Raw genomic sequence first — 20,551 nt, 5'->3', positions numbered from 1 at the left:
GAATGAAGGTTCTCGTCGTCTCGAACATGTACCCACCCCATTACTACGGCGGCTACGAGCTTTCCTGCCGGGACGTGGTGGAGCATTGGCGAGAGCGGGGCCACCGGGTGACCGTCCTCACCACCAACATGCGGGTGGCCGGAGTGATCGACCTCCCTGGCGAGAGGGACCGCGGCATACGTCGCGACCTGGACTTCTACTGGGAGGACCACGCTCTCGTGAGCCCCAGTCTCTGGCGGCGGCTCGAGGTGGAAAGGACCAATCAGCGGCACCTCCGGAGAGCCCTTGACGATGTCACCCCCGATGTGGTGTCGGTTTGGAACATGGGAGCGATGTCGCTTGGTCTCGTGACCACCATCGTCGAGGCGCGGCTGCCACTGGTCCTCGTGGTCTGCGATGACTGGCTGGATTACGGCCCAGCCCTGGACGCATGGACGCGGCTGTTCGCTCGGCGTCCCCGCACCCGGCTGCTCGTGCGCCGCCTGACCGGGCTGCCTACCGGGCTGCCGGCCGACCTGGGGGACCGGGCCACGGGCTGCTTTGTGAGTGAGGCAACCCGGAGCCACGCCACTGCTCGTACTGGCTTGCGCTTCACCCAATCGACAGTGGTCTACAGCGGCATCGATCCTGCCGACTTCCCACTGGGCGTGCCCGAAGTCAGGGAGGCCCGCCCCTGGGGCTGGCGGCTGCTGTCGGTCGGTCGTTTAGATCCGCGCAAGGGCGTCGATACCATCATCCGCGCCCTCCCCCTCCTCCCCGAGCAGGCCACCCTCTCCGTGTTGGGCCGCGGCGATTCCCGCCACCTTGGCGAGCTCCATCGGCTAGTCGATGAGCTGGGCCTGGCGGACCGGGTCCGGTTCGACGCCGTCCAGCGGGAGGAGCTCAGGCGCCACTACGAAGAGGCGGATGCGCTCGTCTTCCCCCCCACCTGGTCCGAGCCCTTTGGCCTGATCCCTATCGAAGCCATGGCCTGCGGCACCCCGGTGGTAGCCACGGGCACCGGCGGCTCGGCCGAATTTCTGTCCGACTGCCGCAACAGCCTGGTCTTCCCGCCCGGTGACGCCGTTCTGCTGGCAGCTGCCCTTCGTCGGCTCGCTGACGACCCGGCGCTACGCGCCCGCTTGGTGCAGGGCGGGCTGGCGACGGCGAGTGAGCTGACCGTGGATCGCCTGGCCGAGGTCCTCGAAGCCTGGCATCTCGCTGCGGCCGATCGATTCCGCTACGGGCCACCCCCTGACCGTCCGCCTCCCACGCTCACCAGGACGTCCAGTTGAGAACTGAGCGACTGTGCCTCTGACCAGCCAACGTGGTAGCCCGATCGCGTCGGTGGTCGTGGCCACGCACGAACGGGCTCACCTTCTCCCGCGCCTGGTGGGTGCTCTCGAAAATCAGGAAGGCGTCGGGCCCTTCGAGGTGATCGTCGTGGACGACGCCTCCACGGATGGCACGTGGCGCCAGCTCCAAGCGCTGGCCAGAGACGCAGGGGTCCTGTTCAGGCCTCTGCGGCTGGAGCACAACTCGGGCCCGGCAACGGCCCGCAACGCCGGCTGGCGGGCCGCACGTGCCCCTCTCATCGCCTTCACCGACGATGACTGCACCCCCTGGCAGGGGTGGCTGTCGGCCATCGTGGGCGCCTTGCGTCGCGCCGATCTGGTTCAGGGCCGGACCCTCCCAGACCCTGAGGCGCCAGGCCACGGTCCGTTCAGCCGAACCCTCCAGGTGACCGAGGAGTCGGGGTTCTATCAGACCTGCAACATGGGCTATCGGAGAGACCTGTTGGAGCGTCTGGGCGGGTTCGATGAGCGCTTCCGGCACCCCACGGGGGAGGACACTGACCTTGCCTGGCGAGCCCGAGAACAAGGGGCGAAGTCGGTCTTTGACGGTACGGCTCTGGTGCATCACGACGTCCGGCCTTCAAACTTCCTCACCCATCTGCGGGATACACCACGCTGGGAGGGCGTAGTCCTCGCCGTCCGGCACCATCCGAGCCTGCGACGGCACCTCTACCGACACTGGTTCTGGAAGGACTCGCACCCGCCGGCGCTCCTGGCGGCACTCGGGCTGGCCTTGGCCGCCAAGCCGCGATCCTCCCCTGCGACCAAGCTGGGCGCTCTGGCCCTGACACTCCCGTACGTCCGGTACCGGGCCCGGGTAAACCCGCTTGGCGGGGGACCACGCCGTCGAACCGCCGCCATCCCCGCCGCCCTGATTGCAGACCTAGCTGAGGTCGGCGTGATGATCGCCGCCTCGGCAAGGTATCGGACCATCCTCCTCTAGGCGTGAGTCGGCCAGCCTTGGGCTCGCCTTCAGCCGATGAGCGCCTCGGGGTCACGCTGACTCGCCGCTGGCCCTGCGTTCCGTGCTGGCCCGGAGAACGGTCCGGGCCACACGCCCACCGGAGGTGTGATCGCGACAGGCGATCTGACCTTTCGGGCCAGCATGTGAACATGACAGCCGAGGCGGTTGACCAGGGGAATCGCTCGAGCGACGGCCTCGGTCAGCTCCACGACGTGACGGCCGAGCTCACCTCGCTTGTCGAGCTGGCGAACGGCGTTGCTCTGAGGCGGGGGGAACTCGAACGTCGAGAAGTGGAACGTCTCCAGTCCAGCGGCAGCGAAGAGGTCTCGGGTCTCAGCGTAGATGTGGTGAGTGTGCGGGAGGTAGACGTCCGGAAGGTCGTCGGGAAGCAGGTCCGGATCGACGCGTTCGGGCCAGACCCACGGGCGCCGGGAGATCAGACCCGGGCGGTAGGCTCCCAGCGCCTTCTCCAGCCAGGCAAAGAGATGACTGAGAGGCGACCGCAGCGGCACCTCACTGGCGTTGTTCGTCGTCATCACGTACACGCCGCCAGGGCGCAGGACCCGCGCCACCTCCCAGACCGCTACCTCAGGCCGCAGGAGGTGCTCGATGACCTCGGACATGACAACGACGTCGAAAGCAGCGTCCGGAAACGGCAACCGCTCACCATCTCCCCGGACAACCGCACGACGCAACGGGACATCGAGGTCACGCAGTTTCTTGGCGGCGTAGACGATGTGGTGCCCCCCGAAGTCCATGCCCACGTACGAGCCATCAAGGTCGAGGAGGCGGTCCGCCACGAGGGCTGACCCACAGCCCACGTCGAGGATGCTCCCACCAGGTGGTACATGGCGACGAACAGCTGCGGCAACGAGGTCGTAGCGCATCTCGTGGCGATGCTGGTGGAACTCGCCCCAGAGGGCGAACTCCTCCTCGATCGTCGGAACTCGCTCGTTGTAGTGGCGGGTGAAAGCTTCCCAGTTGGCCCCTCCGAGCATCTCGTACTCACGGGCGGTCTCCTCGATGCCTCCGCGGCGGTACCGGGCATACACGGCGGTCCAAAAGCCGACGAGAGCCAGGGCAGCCAACGCCCGCTGGCGACGGGACGCAGAGGGGCGCACGGCGCCCAAGAGCAGACTGGCTGGTATTCCCGGACGGAGGAAGTCGGCAATCTTCACAGCAGACGCGCCTTTCGATGGCCTGGCACCAGAGGCCGCGAGGCGCCCTGCGAATCGTCAATCGTCATGATGAACCCATTCCGCGATGGGCGATTGCGTTCCTGCTCAGACTGAGTCGACCACATCTCGAGACTTCTCGTCACAGCACCAATCGACGCGCCCGCATGCTCCCGGCAGCTAGCGCAATCGCGGACACGGCGTCAAGCGTCAGGTCGACGGGTAGGACCGTGGCCCGTCTTGTCCATGATGGCTCCAGCTGTGCGACCCGGCGAAGCCGGGCACCTACCCATATCACCAAGGCCGCGGTGGCAACGCCATCACGCCTGGCGAGAAAGGCGAGCGCCGCAGCGTAGAGAGCCAGGCGAGGACGGCCGCCGAGGACGAGCCCGTCCAAGAGGAGCGTCTGGCGAAGCTCTGGGACCTCTCGCACAAGTGACGGGAAAGCCCCCGCGGTCCAAGCCCTACGTAGGGACTCGACGACGTCGACGGGAAAAACGTGGTGCGCTACGACAGCATCGGGAGCGAATGCGGCCCGGCCCGAGCGTCGCACCTGCCAGCCCAGCAGGACATCCTCACCAAAGCCGAGGCCCCGCAATCGGGAGCCGGGTCGAAAGCCCAGCCGCTTGCCCGCGCTGATGTCAAAGCCTGCTGCCGCGTCATAAGCTGTACGGCGATAGAAGACATTGCAGGTCTGATAGAGGCCATCCTCGGTCGGCGCTTGCACACAGCGCTCGAGGGGCCGCGGCGGCCGCAGGGCACGGGTGACACCCTGAGCAAGGTCGGCACCCTGTTCGATGGCTGCCACCCCGGCGGCCAGCCAGCCGGGCTCCGGCACACAGTCGCTGTCAGTGAAGGCCAGCAGCCCGGCCTTGGCATGGGAAACTCCGAGGCGACGAGCCGCCACCGCCCCAGCTCCGCCGCCGGCGACCACTTTGACGGGCCTCCCCAGAGCGGCATCCTGACGAGCCTCATCGCCGCTGCCGTCTTCCGATCCGTCATCCACCACGATGATCTCGTGGTCGGTCAGCGTCTGGGCCGCGAGAGCGTCGAGCATTCGGCGGAGGAGGTCACGCCGGTCCCGCACCGGAACGATCACCGAGACTCTCGGGCTGGGCGCTGGCCGGACCAAGCTCATCTCCTGTGCGACGGTCGGATGGCCCATCTGTGTTGGTTCGACGATGGGGGCCCGCCCTCCTTCGGTGGCGCGTCTAGCGGGCAGGTCCAGCGCAGCCCCTCATCGAAGAGGTGAGCGGTGACCTACGAGCCGGCCCAGTACTGGTCCCAGCGCCTCGCTGACGACTTCAGCCTGCGCGGGACAGGACACATCTGCTATTCGGAGCCCTACAACCAGTGGCTGTACCGCGCCAAGCACCGCGCCCTTTGGCGGGCCCTCGGTCACCGCACCGGTCCCGTGAGAGCACTCGATGTCGGCAGCGGAGTCGGCTGGGTGGTCGACCAGCTGCTTGCATGGGGTGCGACGGTTGAGGGCTGCGACATCGCTGACGTTGCGGTGGATGGTCTCCGCTCCCGCTTTCCGGGAATGACCGTCTACCGGCACGCGGTGGGGTCGGAGCCCCTGCCCTGTCCGGCCGAGACCTACGACCTCATCACCATGATGGACGTCGCCTATCACCTGACCGACGACGATCAGTGGCAGGCGGCCGTCGAGGACCTGGCCCGGGCGCTCCGCTACGGCGGCCGTCTCGTGGTGACGGACCGCTTCGGGGCGACCGACGCTGTGCCCGCTCCCCACGTGCGCCTTCGCGCCAAGCCCCGTTGGCTCGACTCCACCGCTGCGAGCGGGCTCCGGCTCGTGGCAATCGGACCCCTCTTCCGATGGCTGTCCCGGGATGAGCAGGCCGCCGGCTTCGCCCGGCTGCCCGATCGGGTCCGCGGCGCGATCGAGTACGGCCTGGAGCTGACCGTTCCGCGACCTGCCCATATGCGATGGGCGGTTTTTGCCAAGTAGCCTCCCCCGCACGGGTGAACTGGAGGACTCTCGGGCGGTCTGAGCGCCTGGGGCCTGCTCCGTCCCTCCGGAGTGGGTCCGCAGGAGTTGCTCGCATACCCCGAGGGGGGGAACTCCGGGCAAACACCAGGCCCGGCTCGGTCAACCGGCAGGAGAAGACGTAGGGCAGATCGAAATGCTGCGGCCAAGCGCGCTGAATGGCCCAGGGGAAGAACGTTGGGAGCTGGGATGAGACATGAGGGTGCGCCACTCGTCGGCGAGACGGGGGCGACGCGCGGGCGACAGACCGTCTCGGCCAACCAGATCGCTCAACCGACAGCCCTCGAGAGTTTGAAGGAATCTCCCGCTCTGCCAACAGTCACGGCTGACCAGCTCGCCCCGACCATTCCCACGACCCGGGCGGCGGGAGCCAGCTCTCCGACGGTCTCAGCTGACCAGATCGTCTCGCCCCTGCCCCTCGTAACACCACGGAGACCCCCCCTCCGGTCGCCGAGGGCTGTGCCCCTCCCCGTCGGCCTTGACGGTGTCCGACCAGTCGAGGACTTCCCCCGGTGGCTCGGCATAGTGGACCACGTGCACGGGTCGGTGCCCTCCGTACCGACCCTCGCGGCTGACGCGATCGTGGCAGCCGGCGCGGCCGTCGCCGCCGGCGTGCGCGGAGTGGGCGTACCCACCCTGGTCTCGCTGGTCCTCGTCACCTTCCTGGCCAGCGGGCTCTACGCCCGCCGTACATCCATCGAGACTCAGGGAGTGGCCTGGTACCCGGCCCGGCTGGTCGGGCCCCTGTTCGCCGTTGTCGTGGTCCTCTCGGCCATCCTGGCGCCGCTGACCGAGCTTCGGGTGGCGGCCTTCCTTGCCACGGGACTGGTGGCTCTTCGTACCGTCACCTGGGCGGTGGTCGTCTCCGCCCGAAGGCGGGGCCACGGTCTGCGTCGCACCATGGTTATCGGCGCAGATCAGATGGCCGAAACGGTGGTGGACAAGCTCTGCGCCTTCCCCGAGGCCGGCCTGCTGCCAGTCGACGTGCTCCATCCTTCGGTCGACGCCAAGCGTGTAGGGCACCTGCCGGACGACCTGTCGAGGGTCGTTACCGAGCATCGGATCCGCCACGTCGTGCTGTTGCCTGACGGCGACCGAGACGGCGTCGTGGCCGATTGCATCGAGCGCTGCGAGGGCCTCGACCTGAGCTTTTCCATGTTGCCTCCGCTTGCCGAGCTGTTCCTCCACCCGTGCCTGGTCGCCCAGGTGGGAGGGCTACCCCTCATCACTCTGGGGACGGTCAGTCGAAGCGCTCGTGCCGTGCCCGGAAAGCGCCTCTTCGATCTCATCGTCGGGTCAGTTCTCGTAGTGCTCGCGGCCCCCGTGATGACCGCGACTGCCGCCGCCATCTGGCTGCAGGACCGTGGGCCGATCCTCTTTCACCAGCAGAGAGTCGGACAGGGAGGCAAGACCTTCGCCACTCTCAAGTTCCGCTCCATGGTCGTCGGCGCCGAGCATCTGCTTCCGGAGCTGAAGGTAAACAACGTCACCGATGGGTTGCTGTTCAAGATGGAGGAGGATCCCCGAGTCACAGCCGTCGGTCGCTTCATCCGCCGTTACTCAATCGACGAGCTTCCTCAGCTGTTCAACGTGCTCAAGGGCCAGATGAGCCTCGTCGGACCTCGGCCCCTCGCGGTCCACCCGGACGAGTTCGGCGCCCTCGACGGCAGACGCCACTGCGTCCCGCCCGGCATCACCGGTTACTGGCAGGTCGCAGGCAGCAACGGGCTAACGTACGACGAGATGGTCAAGTTGGATTTCGCGTACATCAACAATTGGTCTGTCTGGCTCGACGCCCGACTGTTGGCACGCACGGTGCCTGCTGTCTTTCATCGCCGCAGCCCCTGCTAACGCCTCTGGGCGCCTCGTGAAGATCTCGGTCGCGGCGAGCGAGTTCCCGGACCCGGAGGGCACTGCCGCCGGGCGTGACCTGTGGTCGTGGTGTGAAGGCGCCATCGCCCTCGGGCACGACGTTGACGCTTGGACGTGGCATCCGGCGATGCCCCCCCGCCCCTTGCCGCCGTGGTGCCGCTGGCAGCCGTGCCACCCAGGACCTCTTTGGAAGGCACATCTGCGGAGCGTGGTGCAGCCCCGCTTCGAGCAGGCGTACATGGGCTGGGAACCCGCTCCCGGCGCCCTAGCCGTCGCAGACCATGTCCCATCCTTCCCTGCCGTCGCCCGGTTCCCCCGGCGAGTCGTGACCGTGCATTTCCGGGCCCTGGCAGACGCGTGGGCCGTCAAGCGCCTGGCGCCGGGCGATGTGCAAACGGCTCGTTGCGAGCATCGGGCCGGCCGCCGGGCACGACTCGTGCTCGCCTACTCGCGCCGCGTGGCCGAACGCCTTCGCCAACCTGCCACCGTGGTCCCCATCGGCTACCCAGCACCGACAGCGCGACTGGATCCGGTCGAGGCGCCGGTCGCGGCGCTCATGGCGGATTGGTCTTGGCGGCCGAACCGCCTTTCCCTGACCTGGCTGCTCGACATGTGGCCCGCCGTGCGCGACAAGGTTCCGGGGTCCACGTTGCTCATTGCCGGGCGACACCTCGACCGATCCGAGGTCGGCGTGGTCCCTGGCGTCGAGGTCGTCGGAGCGGTGTCGACCAGTTCCGAGGTCCTGGCCAGGGCCGCCGTCGTGGTGTTTCCCTGTCCGTCGTCGAGCGGTCCGAAGATCAAGGTCATCGAGGCACTCTCCTACGGCATACCCGTCGTGACGACACCAGCGGGCGTCGAGGGCATCTTCGGGGCCCCGGATGCCGGCACGGTCGTCGCCGACCGCCACCACTTCGTCCCCGCCGTCGCCTCGCTACTCGCCGAGCCCGAGCGGCGGGCTGAGCTGGGTTCGGCTGGCAGGGAGAGGATCCTCCACCACCATGCTCCGCTTGTCACGGCCAGCGCCCGGCTGGAGGCCTTCACGCAAGCATTCGGGGCTTGAGGTGGCCAACACCGCCACACGACCTCTCGTCTCTGTGGTGCTGCCGACCCACGATCGCCCCCACCGCCTAGCCGGTGCCCTAACCTCGGTGCTCGCCCAGACCTACCGCTCTCTCGAGGTTCTCGTGGTGGACGACGCGTCGTCGAGACCTGCCGAAGAGACAGTCGCCTTGGTCTGTGCGCACGACAGCCGAGTGCGCGTCCTCCGCCTGGAGACCAACAGCGGAGCAGCCGTGGCTCGGAACACGGCGCTCCGCCGGGCGGGCGGAGAGCTCATCGCCTTTCTCGACGACGACGATCGGTGGGAGCCCGACAAGGTGGCGAAGCAGGTCGAGGAGCTCGAGGCGCACCCGGATCTCGGCATCGTCTCGTGCAACTACCTGATCGAGCACGAGCCCTCACACTCTGCCGCCGAGGTCTTCCGCGGGCCGAGCACGTTCACCGCTGAACAGGTGCAGTGGGCGAACTTTCCAGGCAGCTTCTCCTTCGTGATGGCCCGCCGTAGCGCGCTCGGTGACGAGCTCTGGCTCGACGAAGCGTTTCCGAGTGTGGAGGATTGGGACCTGTGGTTGCGCTGCGTGAGACGAGCACGAGCCGGCGTGGTGAACGACGTCCTCGTGCGCCAGGTGTTCCACGCCGAACGCCGTCTATCGAATCCGTCCTCCGAGTCGCAAGGTCTGGAGATGTTCCTGGACAAGCACGCGCCGAGCCTCCCCGCCGAATGCCGGAGCTTCATCGCCGCGCACATCCGGATGCAACGCGGGGAGGGCTGGACCAAGCGAGGGGCCGTGTTGCGCTCCTTGCTCGCGCCGTCGGCCCGGGTCTCCGCGATCCTCACACTTGAGCAGGTCGGGAAGCAGCTCGGCCGGCTCCGCAGCGACCCCGGACTCGTCAATCGCGCTCTTGCTCGGATGATCGGGCCCGACGGGATCGCGTAGGCCAACTCTCGGGCTCGACTCGCCAGGGCGAACTCTCAGCATTTGATGCCGAGCTGTCGGTAGACGGCTGCCGTGCCCGCCGCCGTGGCCGCCCACGTGTACCGGCGAGCCTGCGCAAGTCCGTTGACGATGAGCTCATCGCGATGGTCCTCGTCGGCGAACAGCGCTCGGATGGCGTCGGCCAGCGCGCCACTGTGCGCTGGCTTCACCAACACGGCCGCCTCGCCAAGAATATCCCTGAGAGGCGCGATGTCGTAGGCGACCACAGCGGTGCCACAGGCCATCGCCTCCAGGGGAGGCAACCCGAAGCCCTCATACACAGAGGGGTAGGCGAGGACCGTCGCCGAGCCGTACAGCGCAGGGAGATCGCTTCGGGCGACGTAGCCAAGGTGCCGCGTTCCGGTTGGGACGGTTCCGGAAGGGCCCGCCGCCCCGCCAATGACGAGCGGCAAGTCGGCGATACGACAGGCGTCGGCCAGAGTGTCGATGTCCTTTCGGGCACCCAAGCCGACGAAGAGAACGAATTGCGGAGGTAGATCGAACCTCTCCCGAGTCTTCGCAAGCATCTCCTCCGTGGCGGGCACCATGTCCGCCGCCGGTGCTAGGGGCACTACGACCGATTCGCGGCCGAAGGACTCCCTCAGCCGGTCGCCAGTGAAGCCCGAGTCCACGATGACCGCGTCAGCCGTCCGCACCGCGTGGCGAAGTGCAAGCAGCTCGCCCCTGCGTCGCTGACGCGGGAAGGACCACGGAATGTCGACGACGCTCAGGTCGTGCACCGTCGAGACCGTGGCCGCCGAAGGTCTCGCAGGGATGTGGACGTCCAGACCGTGAACGAGGTCGACCGAACCGAGGGAACGAGCCCCTTCCAGAAACCGTCGATAGCCCCGTACCGGAGGACGCACCCTGGGCCTCACCCCTGGCGGCAGGTCGTCGACGCTGTCGGCACGTACCGCGGCCAGGAGGTCGGCCACCACGGCATCAGGAATCGCCCAGAGCAACTCCCGGACGTAGGTCTGGACACCCGTTCCTCCGGGCTGCAAGGCGAGGGCGTTGAAACCCAACCGGGCACGGGTCAAGTTGTCATCTCCACTCGGAGCGTCGTGTCGGACCACCTGCTATCGCATTTCCGCCCTGTGCCGGCGAGGAAGTCTGAACCAGCCGAGGGAAAGCAGGGTTGCAACCGCCAGCAGGAGGGTGCCGAGGGCGATGCCGCCCACAGCCTTCGTCGAGTTGCTCGGGGCCGATCCGACGGAAGCGAGCTTGGTGTGGCAGGGCCCCAATAATGTCTCGCCATGCTGCGCCGTACTGGGCGGCCCGGCGCACTGGGACCCGATAAGGCGTTCGGCAGGCTTGTTCTCGGGGCTCCTCGGACCACCGTCATTCCACGCCCACCACAGCACGCCACCCCACCAGGGTTGCCCGACGAAGGTGTCCAGCAATGCCTCGTAAGCCAGGTACTGGGACTGAGGAGCGACGGTGGGATTGGGCTTGTTCCACCAGGGTTGGTCGGCGGGATACGTGGTGGCCGTGTACCCGGCCTCGCCGAAGATGATCGGCTTGCTCCATCGGCGGGCAAAGTCGGCCACGGCTGAGAAGGCGTCTTGGGTCGTGGTCTGGCCGGGTGCTTGATAGGAATGCCACCCAGCCTCGAGCTGCGAAAGCGTCGGATTCTCGTCGTTGGAGAGAGGGAAGTACGCAGAGAGCAACAGTGCATCTACGGCGTCGCCCCAGCTGAACTGGGAAATCTCCCGCCAATCCACCTCGTAGCCGATCTGGCCTGTGAAGCGTTGGCGGGCGGAGGCGATGACGCGTCGCCAATAGCTCGTGTACCGGTCGCTCGCGATCATCTCACTTCCCACAACGAGCATCGACATCCCGGCTTGCTGGGCCAGCGACGCGTAATGGTTGGTCATGGCTGCGTAGTTGGTGAAGAAGTTCGCCGGGTTTGGAGGATTGTAAAGGCCCCGCCAGCCGCTGTTGTTGACATTGGACCCGATCACGATCTTCGGCGTCAGGACCACGTTGAGACCCGCCTGGTGGGCCTGGCGCGCGGCAGTTATCAGGTCAGCGTCGGTGTCAGTAGGCGTCACGGGAGCTGCTGTGGCCTTGGTGAAATCGGGAGTGACCGAGTTCGAGGAGAAGTCCGGGACCCGCCACCAGACGTCGAAGGAGACGGTGTTGGCGCCATCGGCTTTGATGCGTGGAAAGTCGAAGGCCCACGGCGTGATGCTGTGGTAACCGGTAAGGAAGTCCACACCAGACAGTCGAGGACTGGCGGGTCCGACGCTTGCATGGGCGGGAGTGATCGGCAGCAGTGCCAATGGCAGCCCACAGATCAGGAGTATCGCCGGGAGCGATCGCCGAATTCTTGGGCCCATCCGCTCGGATCCTACGTCGCCGTACCTGTTGCGCTGAATGCCCGTCGCTTGCGTGAGTGGCGGTACTGATCGCCGTAGTGCTCGCCGTCGAGACTCAGACGTGCACCGCGCAACACTCCTACCGCCACTCCGGGGAGGCTGACCAGCCCGGCAACAGCTCCCCACTCGTAGCCGGCTTGCAGATCGCGTAGCGCCCGCAGGACACCATCGCGCCACAGTCGAGCGAGAAGGATCTCCCAGCCCTCTCGCCGTCGTATCCGAATGGCCTTGACGGCCACCGCGCCCGCGCCGATGCCATAGCGAAACGATTGCGCCAACGATCCGCGACGTCCTCTCCACTGGCGGTGTACGACGACCGCGGTCGGGTCGTAGACGCCCGCCCATCCAGCGCTCGCAACCCGCCACATGAGGTCCTGGTCCTCGGCCGCGTGGATCGGCGTGCCCGGACCCATGGCCTCGTCGTAGCCTCCGACTCCGAGTAGAGCCGACCGCCGGAACGCCACGTTGTTGCCCATACCGTAGGTTGCCGGGTCGCCTGGTCCCTCGAAGCGGCGAAGCTCCGTGTCGATCATCAACGAAAGTGGGAGCTGAACATCGAGGTCACCGAGCACCCGGCCGGTGACGAACCCCACTCCCGGGTCACGGAAGGGCTGCTCGATGCGGGCCGTCCAGTCTTCGGTCACCAGACAATCGTCGTCGGTGAAGGCCACCACCGGAGCCCGAGCGGCCGCCAGCCCGGCGTTCCGGGCTCGGGACGCCCCAGGTACGTCCTGGCGCACGACGCGCAGGCGTACTCGCCCACGGTCGCTGTGGTTGTCCACGACCGCCCTCACTGAGCCAGGACGAGAGGCCGAGTCCACCACGATGATCTCATCAGAGGTACGGAGGTTCTCGACCAGCCTGACGATCGTCTCCCTGAGCATCTCGGGGCGATCTCGGGTGCAGACGACCACTGAGCACGCTGGAGCGGCCCCATCCCACGAGCCGGTATCGCTCATTGCGCACCGACCCGGTGGAAGTGGCTGCTCCCACCAGAGGCGGGTCCGTCGAACCACCAGCTGCTGCCCTCACCGATTGACGCCGCCGATCGCACCAGATCGCACAGGAGATGAAACCGGACGGCGGGATCGCTGAGTCCCTCGGCCCACCGGCGGCGGGCCTCCGAGGCGAGTCGGTTGACGGCTGGCCCGGCCCCGTTGAAGCGACCCCGCTCGAGGACCTCCCGATCGAGCAGCCACTCAGACCGGCCGTGCAGCCAGGCTCGGCGGAGCAGGTACCGACGGGAGAGCCGCTCTGTCGGGAGCTCGTGGACGACAACGGCGTCCGGGACGTACCGGAGGCGGCATCCTGCGGCCGCGAGCCTGCGGCTCAGATAGTCGTCGTCGGCGACGAGGTGCCGACGACCGCGCGGACCGAAGCGCGAATCGAAGCCGCCGATGTCCCGGAGACGGTCGGTAAGAGCAGCGGCACTTGCTGTCACCAGCACCTCCCCCTCGTGAAGAGCTCGCTGCTCGGTAGCCGGCTCGAACCGGGTGAGATACCCACCAAGGCCCGCCTCGTCCAGCCATCGCGGTCGCGAAACCATCGGATCGAGGACAACGTGACCCCCAACAGCCTCACAGCGACCAGCCAGCAGTGGCTCCACCAGGGCGGCCAGCCAGCCAGGATCGGGGACCACGTCATCGTCGAGCAGCGCGCACACCGCTCCTCGCGCTTCGGCGATCCCGCGGTTCCGAGCCGACGAGACACCCAGGATCGGCTCGCGCACATAACGCAGCGGGACCGGCATCGATCCAGTCGCCTCGATGACTACGGATTCGGACCCGGGTGCCGGTTCGTTGTCGACGACGATGACCTCCCACTGTGCGCCTGGAGCCCGCTGAGTCGCCAGCCCCGCGAGGGCCAGGGCCAAGCTCCGGGCGCGGCGATAGGTAGGCAACATCACCGTCACGTCGGGCACCGGATCGGTGGAGCCCACAGGGCCGGAGTACCCTACGCCCGGTGTCACCCGCACCACTCGTGAGCATTGTCGTACCCGTCAGAGATGGCGCTGGCGTGCTGGACCAGTGCCTCGACGCCCTGGCTGGCCAGGAGGATGCTCCGCCCTCGGAGGTGATTGTCGTGGACAACGGCTCTCACGACGCGACCGCCGAGCTCGCCAATGGGCACCCGATCGTGGACCGAGTGCTGCTGGAGCCCCGCCCCGGCTCGTACGCAGCGCGGAATACCGGAATCGCCGAGGCCCAAGGGGCGGTGCTCGCCTTCACCGACGCCGACTGCAGGCCCGAAGGTAGATGGCTCGCCGAGGGGATCGCGGCCCTCGACAAAGGCGACCTCGTCGGTGGGGACGTCGTCCCGAGTGGCAGTCCTTCGCCGACGATCTGGGAGCGCTACGACCGGGCTCAATACCTTCGCCAGGGCGACAGCGTGGCCAAGGAGGGGTTCGCCGCCACGGCCAACCTCTTCGTCGCCACCCGGGTCATCGAGCGCATCGGTCCCTTCGACGCAGGCCTCCGCTCGGGCGGAGATTTCGACCTGTGCCAGCGGGCCGGCGCGTCGGGGTTCCGGCTCGTTCATGCCCCCGCCGCCCGCGTCCGTCATCTGCCTCGATCGACGGCGGCCGGCACCTGGGCCCTCCATCGCCGCCTCGGAGCTGGATGGGGCGACCTCGCCCGGCGCGGCGAGCGCCCGACGGCCTGGCGAGACCCGGCGATGTGGCCAGCGCTCGGTGTCGTCACCGAGCTCGCCGCCCAGCAGGGGCCCCGACTCCGACGCCGGCAGCTGCTCCTCCCCCACGGCGTCGCCATCACGGGCCGCTGGCTCGGCCGGCTCACGCGACGTCCGTGAGGCCCCGCCGGAATGACAACGAAGCATCAACGTTGTAGGCGTCGTGGGCGTCGTGGCGCCACCAGCTGGAGGACTACGTAAGCCCCGATCAGTGCTACTGCGGCCAGCGCCGCGGCCACGGTCTCGGCGCGGGTATGCGAGGGTGCGATCTGGTTAGCCCCGGTCGCGGGGCTGACGACGCTGAAGGTGTACTGGAGGTTGGCGGGAAGCTGGAATCGGGAGTTCTCGTCCGAGACGTAGCTCACCAGCTCGTCGGCCACCGCTTGAGCCATCCGCTGGGCCATTGACGGGTCCGACGCGGTGGCCTCGGTGTAGAGGATGAGCGAGTCCTGTGCCGGGACGGCTGAGGTGGACCCGGCCACCATCCCCTCGTCGACTCCGAGTTGCTGAGCCACCGGGCCGGCAATGGCTGTCGTCGAGACGAGGCCAGCGTACTTGAGACGGAGCTGGTTGAGCTTGTTGATGATTCCGTCGTCGCCAGCTGTAGCGAGCTGTTGGGGGTCGTCTATCAGGAGAGTTGCGCTACTGGACCACTTGGCTGGTTCTTTAAGGATGAGGGTCGCGCCCAGGGCCGCTGCCAAGAGCGCGATCGCCAGCGAGAGCACCAGGTTGCGGCCGGGCCGGTGCTTCAGTGCCTCCCACAGCGCCCGCGACCAGTCCTGGCCCGGCTCGTCCTCGTGGGAGGCATCGTGACCATTGGTGACACCTGACGTCGGCGTGAAGAAATCGGCCGGCGGCGGACTCGGCCCGATCCGGCGGGTCCGAGCTGTCGTCGTGGCGCGATCACGAGGGGTGGAGCCAGCCACCCTCGATAGTTCGTCGGTGGTGCCAGAGTTCCCTGCTCAGACCCATCGGCAGATTTGACCGACCGCCCAGTCAGCTCACGGCGACTGGAACACCACGGCGCCGTTGGGATCCGGCCTGGCGAAGAAGACCGTCCGCAGGGTCCCGTGCAGAGAAGGCTCGTGGTGATCCACCACGAAACCCGCCAACCTCAGGGCGGCGACAACCGCGGTGGTCGACAGGCCCCAGAAGTTGTTGTCAAAGCCTCCGGCGCCCTGAAGTGGTTTGGTGATCGGATACCGGGGTTGGGCTCGGCGGCCTTCCCACGAACGCCGTTGGGAGTCGGTCAAGTAGGGAAAGAGACAGGCCGCGTGGGGCACGCCGGGGACCTCAGGAATGGTGAAGGTCTCGAGGACCAACTCGGAGGTGCAGATCTCCCGGAGGCCTCTTAGGAGCTGGCACGGATCCGGGACGTGGTAGAGAACGCCGAAGCACCACACGAGGTCGACTGAGCCGACGAGCTCTTTCAGGACCCCTGGCTCGGTGGCATCCGCACCGTAGAACTCCACCTTGGATCCTCGGTCCTCGCGAGCACGTTCGAACTCCGAAGTGCTGTAGAGATCGACTCCAGCGATGCGGTTCGCACCCATGTCCTCGGCCATGAAGCAGTGCGCACCGTGGATCTTCCACATGCAGCCGACGTCCACAACACTGCGACCCTCCACTCGGCCTCGCATGTAGTCCGCGGTCTGGGTGGCGCGGGGAACGCCGGTGCGAACCTGGCGCCAGCGACGCGCGGCCTTGTGGCCGTGCGGACTGTTCAGTGCTCGAACCTTCAGCTCATAGATCATCGGCTCACCGGCTGCGAACCCGGTTCATCAGCGGAAGCGGAGCATGCTCTCGGGGTGCTTTTGGATGTACCGGGCCATGCCGCGCATGTGCCACAGCGTGTGCCTGTGGAGGAACCGCCGATCGATGACGGCAGCAAACCGGTGCTGGACCATCGCGTCGGGCACGAACCAGCGTTCCCAGCCGGCTCGGGCCGCCCGATAGCCAAGGTCGATGTCTTCGCCATAGAGGCGGTATCCGACGTCGAGACCGCCTATCTCGTCAAACATCCGGCGGCGCAGAAGGAGAAAAGCCCCAATGAGCCAGTCCGCGGGCACCGGCAGATCCGGTTCCTCATCGGTGCAGTAATGCGCCTGCTGCCAGCGGTCAGGCGGAAACGCAAAGCGGAGGGGCGTCCGGCGAACCGCAGTGCCGGAAACAGTTGGGAACCGCCGCCTGGACGACTGGAGGCGGCCATCCGGATACACCAGGCGGGGCCCGAGGACCCCAGCGGCGGGCTTGGTCTCGGCGAAGCCGATGAGGCGGTCGACCACGTCAGGACGAGCCACGGCGTCAGGATTGGCTATCACAACCCACGGGGCGGTGGTGGCAGCCACACCACGATTGGCGTTCTCTGCGAAGCCAACCGGTCGTCTGTTCTCGATGAGCACGGCCGCGGGGGGAACGGGCAGCGGGCCGGGCAGGTTGGCCACGACAACGAGCTGGTCGACCTGGCGATCCAACGCCGTCAGGCAGTCGGCGAGATCTTGGTGGGGTCCGTGCGTGACAACAACTGCCCCGACCTCCGTGCCGCTCACGACAGCACCTCCCGATACACGTCGAGTGTCCTCTGAGCGACGCTCGCCCAACGAAACCTCCGTGCCCGATCGAGTCCGGCCGCCACCAACCGGTCGCGATCCGCGATGGCGACCTGGACACCCGCCGCCAGGGCATCAGGATCGCCCGGCGGCACCAGCACCGCAGCGTCTCCGGCGACCTCAGGAATTGCCCCGGCGGTCGTAGTCACTACCGGCGTGCCGGACGCCATCGCCTCGAGGACGGGAAGGCCGAACCCCTCGTAGTGCGAAGGGAAGATCATGCAGGCGGCTCCGCGATAGAGCCCCGCCAGGTCCTCCTTGGAAACGTATCCGGCCAGCTCGACCCTCGAGCTCAACCGGAGCCGGTCCATCGACGCCCGCACCTCCCCGAACCCCCGCTTCACCGGGCCGACCATCACCAACTGGAGGTCCTCGGGCAGGCGAGCCAGGGCGTCCAGGGCCACGACCGGTCCCTTGCGAGGCTGCAGGGCGCCGACGAACAGCAGGTACGGCGGGCGGTCAGGCCGGTCCCCCGTGCGGGTGAAGGCAGGGTCGAGTCCCCCCCCGGTCACCACGACCCGCTCGGGCTCCAGGCCGTAGCAGTCCAGGATGTCCGCTCGAGACCACTCCGAGACCGTGAGCACACGGTCCGCCCGACGAACCGCGAAGGGCACCAAGGTGCGAAGGGCCAGCCTGTCCTGGTACCCCATGAGCTGGGGCATACGCTCGAACGACAGGTCGTGCACCATGACGACCGCCGGTCCTCGATAGAGGGGCGGGATGACGTACTGAAAGTGGGCCAGACGCGGCCGGAGAGCGTTGAGGGCCCGAGGAAGGGACCAGCCCAGCCTCTGCACCCGGCTGCGAGCCGGGAGGACGAACGGCTCAACCCCCGCAGGGACCACCTCTTCTCGTCGCGCGACGGCCACCAGCCGCATTCCGTGATCCACTCCGGCCAGCTCCCTGAGAAGGTTCTGAACGTGGCTCTCGTCGCCGGTCCTGCGCCGGCCGAGCACGTCGGCGTCGACGACCACCTCGGGAGCCGCAGCAACGGTCACTGGGGGTGAACAGTGCTGGGCACGGGGGATTATTTCAACGTCCGACGGCCGCGGACCTTGCTCAGCGCGGGAGTATCCGGATGAGCCGATCGCGGTATTACCGCTACGAGTCAGATCGTGCTGAGTAGCGGGGCAGCTACTGGTTCAAGCTCACGCTCGGAGTCCGGACGACGCCGACCAGCCGGAGCAATCAGGCCGACGATGAGGCCCCCGGCGGCCAACCACACCGGCGCGGTCTGGGCCCAGGTCGGCCGACCCGACTGGATTCCACCGAGAGGAAACACGCGAAAGCCAGGCACCGCCGCGTGGACCCGAGCATTGAGCTCGCTCTCGGTAGCCCGTACGCGATCGGCGGTAGGTCCCTGGATCCGCGCCTCACCGACTCCTTGCGACGCCGGCTGCGTGAGATCCATGCGCCTACAGCTGATGGTCACGCCATCGGTTCGAGGCGCAGCCGCCATGACATCGCAAGCGGTGTTGACCAAGACGCGACCGATGTACTCGTCGGGCCTCGGCTCTGTCGCCGCCCAGTAGGCCGTCTGAGTCTCGAATCGATAGGTCGAAGCGGCGTGCACAGGCGTGAGGGCGAAGACCGCAGCTCCGGCGGTGAACCCGGCGACCGGCAGCAGAACTCGATCTGCCCAGCGTCGCCTCTGACCAGACGCCTTGCGAGGCGCAAGCTCACAGATGGCGGTCGCTACAGCCACCAAGATCCACAGTGCCCACCCGGATTGGAGCACACTGGCGAAGTCATAGGAGGCGGCGGCAACCGGAACAAGCGCGATCCCCGCGAGGCAACCTGCAGCGATGGCGCGAACAGGGCCGGGTGGTGCCCGGAGGGCCGCCAGCCCGACGCCAAGAGCAGTCAGCAACGATGCCAGCCAAGCCAGGAGGCCGAGGATCCCGATCTCTGCGTAGAGAAGGACGTAGCTATTGTCGACGCCGGGGAGCCCCCGCGTGGCAAGTGCACCTAGGCCCAGACCCTGGTACGGGTGGGGAGCGACGGCCTGCATGATCGGCGGCAGGCGGTCCACCCGGATGGATGCGGAGTCGCTGTGGCTGGCGGACGAGAACGGGGCAGTGAGCGATGGTACGAACACGAGAAGTAGCACCGCTATGGCCGCGGCGATCAACAAGGGAAGTCGTATCCGGAGGTCGAAGCGGACTCCGACGAGGAGCACCAACGCGGCGACCGTGCTCGCAATGACTGGACTCCGCGAGACGGAGACGACAACGCCGGCCAGGACGAGCGCCGGAGCCAGACGAACCAACAACCGGCGAGACGACAGGCCCACGGCAGCAACCAGCGGCAGGAGGATCGCGGTGACCCAGCCGTACTCGAGAGGGAACTGGGCCGCCGCTTGGGCTCGTGACGAGCCACCTCGGGTGCCGAGCTCGATGGCTCCGGGAGCGCTCTGCTGCTTGGGCAGGCCGTGGAACCACCAGGATGACCAACCCGATCCGAGGACCCGCTCGAACAGCGCGATCACCGCAGTCACAACGACCAGGGCGACCACGGTGCGGGCGACTCGGCGGGGGCCGATGGTCCTCGCGACGGCCAACACGACTACGAAGAGCACCAGCTGGTCGAGCACGCCCAGCCATATATGGAGGGACGCCTTCAGGGGCACGTCACTGCCGGCCAGCGCGACACCTGTGGCGAACGAAGCCGCCAGGTAGACAAGCAGAACGACGTGAATCCGGGTAGGACGCAACGAATCCACCGAAACTTCACCGCGCCGGATCCGCACGACAAGGCCGATGACGAACGCCAGTAAGACGAGGCGATCGACGAGCAGAAGGCTCGGCGCTCCAGGAAGCCAGAGGCTCCCCGGCACCAATAGCCAGGATCCCAGGAGCACACCCAGAGCGATCTCGAGCGGCGCCGCGTACGCGGCAGCGGCAGCGCCCGCGGCGACGATGAATACGACAACGGCCGGCATGGCAGAACTGAGCTACCTAGGTCCCAGCGCGGCCGGGGCGGTCAGCCCCGGAAGGGGCGAGACCGATTGGCGCGCAACGGTCGGTTGGGCCGGCGGCGGTCGTCGGCGGGTCCCTCATCGGGGGGATCATCGATGCCGTACTCGTCCTCGATCGGAGGCTGCGCTGACACCGGCGCGCGTCCAGGCGGCGGGGTGGCCCGACGAACTTCCCGCGTCCTCGGTGCGGGATCCCGGTCGAAATCGTCCTCCTCGGCGGTCGGCCGAGTCCGGGGGACGCTGCGGGCGGGGAGCTCCCCCCGGCTGGCGGGCTGTCGAGGGTCGAGCGCCCGACCGTACTGTGGGGTGCGCCGCGGCATGACCGGGCGGCTGTTGCGGCCGGCGTCGGGAGCGGGGATGGCCGCAGGCGGGCGAGCCGACTTCGCGGCCTCGGCCACTGCGTCGGCGATCGCCTCGGCCTGGGCCGGCCTGAGAGCCTCGGCCACCGCAGCGGCGATGCTGTCCAGCTGGTCGGACGCCAGCGCCTCGGAGACGGCGCGAGCC

The 20,551-nt window shown here is 67.7% G+C and carries 19 protein-coding genes; 7 read left to right on the top strand and 12 right to left on the bottom strand.

Annotated elements, in window-relative coordinates; genetic code table 11:
- The first annotated feature begins 2 nt into the window (after positions 1-2).
- Entirely contained in the window at positions 3-1,274 is a 1,272-nt protein-coding gene (locus tag VGF64_15255; protein HEY1636120.1) for a glycosyltransferase family 4 protein, read from the top strand.
- A gap of 58 nt (positions 1,275-1,332) precedes the next feature.
- On the top strand, positions 1,333-2,277 hold the full coding sequence (locus tag VGF64_15250) for a glycosyltransferase (GenBank protein ID HEY1636119.1): 945 nt from the start codon (positions 1,333-1,335) through the stop codon (positions 2,275-2,277).
- A 29-nt stretch (positions 2,278-2,306) separates the two neighbouring features.
- Here the strand turns inward: VGF64_15250 and VGF64_15245 are convergent, their stop codons facing one another.
- Complete coding sequence (locus VGF64_15245) at positions 2,307-3,476, bottom strand: class I SAM-dependent methyltransferase (protein HEY1636118.1); 1,170 nt, start codon at positions 3,474-3,476, stop codon at positions 2,307-2,309.
- 139 nt (positions 3,477-3,615) lie between these two features.
- Positions 3,616-4,611: a glycosyltransferase family A protein gene (locus tag VGF64_15240; protein HEY1636117.1), complete on the bottom strand. Its 996-nt coding sequence runs from the start codon at positions 4,609-4,611 to the stop codon at positions 3,616-3,618.
- A 117-nt stretch (positions 4,612-4,728) separates the two neighbouring features.
- Here VGF64_15240 and VGF64_15235 point away from each other — a divergent pair, with 117 nt between their 5' ends.
- From VGF64_15235 to VGF64_15220, 4 genes are all read left to right on the top strand, one after another.
- The gene (locus tag VGF64_15235; protein HEY1636116.1) at positions 4,729-5,445 is read left to right on the top strand and encodes a class I SAM-dependent methyltransferase; all 717 of its coding nucleotides are present in this window, start codon (positions 4,729-4,731) and stop codon (positions 5,443-5,445) included.
- Between the two features lie 498 nt (positions 5,446-5,943).
- A complete protein-coding gene (locus VGF64_15230; GenBank protein HEY1636115.1) occupies positions 5,944-7,335 on the top strand; it encodes a sugar transferase in 1,392 nt (463 codons plus the stop codon).
- Between the two features lie 232 nt (positions 7,336-7,567).
- Positions 7,568-8,416, top strand: a complete 849-nt coding sequence (locus VGF64_15225; GenBank protein HEY1636114.1) for a glycosyltransferase — start codon at positions 7,568-7,570, stop codon at positions 8,414-8,416.
- Positions 8,417-8,453: 37 nt separating this feature from the next.
- Positions 8,454-9,353, top strand: a complete 900-nt coding sequence (locus VGF64_15220) for a glycosyltransferase family 2 protein (protein ID HEY1636113.1) — start codon at positions 8,454-8,456, stop codon at positions 9,351-9,353.
- A gap of 35 nt (positions 9,354-9,388) precedes the next feature.
- Here the strand turns inward: VGF64_15220 and VGF64_15215 are convergent, their stop codons facing one another.
- The 4 genes from VGF64_15215 to VGF64_15200 form a co-directional block, all read right to left on the bottom strand.
- Positions 9,389-10,432, bottom strand: coding sequence for a glycosyltransferase family 1 protein (locus VGF64_15215; protein HEY1636112.1), 1,044 nt, complete (start codon positions 10,430-10,432; stop codon positions 9,389-9,391).
- A 39-nt stretch (positions 10,433-10,471) separates the two neighbouring features.
- Complete coding sequence (locus VGF64_15210; protein ID HEY1636111.1) at positions 10,472-11,611, bottom strand: hypothetical protein; 1,140 nt, start codon at positions 11,609-11,611, stop codon at positions 10,472-10,474.
- A gap of 134 nt (positions 11,612-11,745) precedes the next feature.
- Positions 11,746-12,732: a glycosyltransferase gene (locus VGF64_15205; protein HEY1636110.1), complete on the bottom strand. Its 987-nt coding sequence runs from the start codon at positions 12,730-12,732 to the stop codon at positions 11,746-11,748.
- Positions 12,729-13,712: a glycosyltransferase gene (locus VGF64_15200; protein HEY1636109.1), complete on the bottom strand. Its 984-nt coding sequence runs from the start codon at positions 13,710-13,712 to the stop codon at positions 12,729-12,731. The genes VGF64_15205 and VGF64_15200 overlap by 4 nt, the downstream gene beginning before the upstream one ends.
- Before the next feature lie 23 nt (positions 13,713-13,735).
- Between VGF64_15200 and VGF64_15195 the strand changes: the two genes are divergently transcribed.
- Entirely contained in the window at positions 13,736-14,581 is an 846-nt protein-coding gene (locus tag VGF64_15195; protein ID HEY1636108.1) for a glycosyltransferase, read from the top strand.
- Positions 14,582-14,607: 26 nt separating this feature from the next.
- On the opposite strand, the gene VGF64_15190 is transcribed toward VGF64_15195, so the two are convergent.
- The 6 genes from VGF64_15190 to VGF64_15165 all read right to left on the bottom strand — a co-directional run.
- A complete protein-coding gene (locus VGF64_15190; GenBank protein ID HEY1636107.1) occupies positions 14,608-15,387 on the bottom strand; it encodes a hypothetical protein in 780 nt (259 codons plus the stop codon).
- A 75-nt stretch (positions 15,388-15,462) separates the two neighbouring features.
- Entirely contained in the window at positions 15,463-16,215 is a 753-nt protein-coding gene (locus VGF64_15185) for a class I SAM-dependent methyltransferase (GenBank protein ID HEY1636106.1), read from the bottom strand.
- A 27-nt stretch (positions 16,216-16,242) separates the two neighbouring features.
- Complete coding sequence (locus VGF64_15180) at positions 16,243-17,010, bottom strand: glycosyltransferase family 2 protein (protein HEY1636105.1); 768 nt, start codon at positions 17,008-17,010, stop codon at positions 16,243-16,245.
- Positions 17,007-18,068 (bottom strand): glycosyltransferase family 1 protein, encoded by a 1,062-nt coding sequence (locus VGF64_15175; protein HEY1636104.1) that lies wholly within the window; start codon positions 18,066-18,068, stop codon positions 17,007-17,009. The genes VGF64_15180 and VGF64_15175 overlap by 4 nt, the downstream gene beginning before the upstream one ends.
- A 110-nt stretch (positions 18,069-18,178) precedes the next feature.
- Positions 18,179-20,011: an O-antigen ligase family protein gene (locus tag VGF64_15170; protein ID HEY1636103.1), complete on the bottom strand. Its 1,833-nt coding sequence runs from the start codon at positions 20,009-20,011 to the stop codon at positions 18,179-18,181.
- A 41-nt stretch (positions 20,012-20,052) separates the two neighbouring features.
- Positions 20,053-20,551, bottom strand: a 499-nt coding sequence (locus VGF64_15165; protein HEY1636102.1) for a hypothetical protein, incomplete at its 5' end; no start/stop codon positions are given.

The organism is Acidimicrobiales bacterium (assembly GCA_036491125.1).
Classification (GTDB): Bacteria; Actinomycetota; Acidimicrobiia; order Acidimicrobiales; family AC-9; genus AC-9.
Note: the sequence above shows the minus strand (reverse complement) of the source record. Positions and strands in the feature narration are given on the sequence as shown.

Excerpts from the sequence above, each read along its gene's own strand:
- VGF64_15185 (HEY1636106.1), bottom strand. The coding sequence starts at position 16,215 with ATGATCTATGAGCTGAAGGTTCGAGCACTGAACAGTCCGCACGGCCAC.
- VGF64_15255 (HEY1636120.1), top strand. The coding sequence starts at position 3 with ATGAAGGTTCTCGTCGTCTCGAACATGTACCCACCCCATTACTACGGC.
- VGF64_15240 (HEY1636117.1), bottom strand. The coding sequence starts at position 4,611 with ATGAGCTTGGTCCGGCCAGCGCCCAGCCCGAGAGTCTCGGTGATCGTT.
- VGF64_15170 (HEY1636103.1), bottom strand. The coding sequence starts at position 20,011 with ATGCCGGCCGTTGTCGTATTCATCGTCGCCGCGGGCGCTGCCGCTGCC.
- VGF64_15205 (HEY1636110.1), bottom strand. The coding sequence starts at position 12,732 with ATGAGCGATACCGGCTCGTGGGATGGGGCCGCTCCAGCGTGCTCAGTG.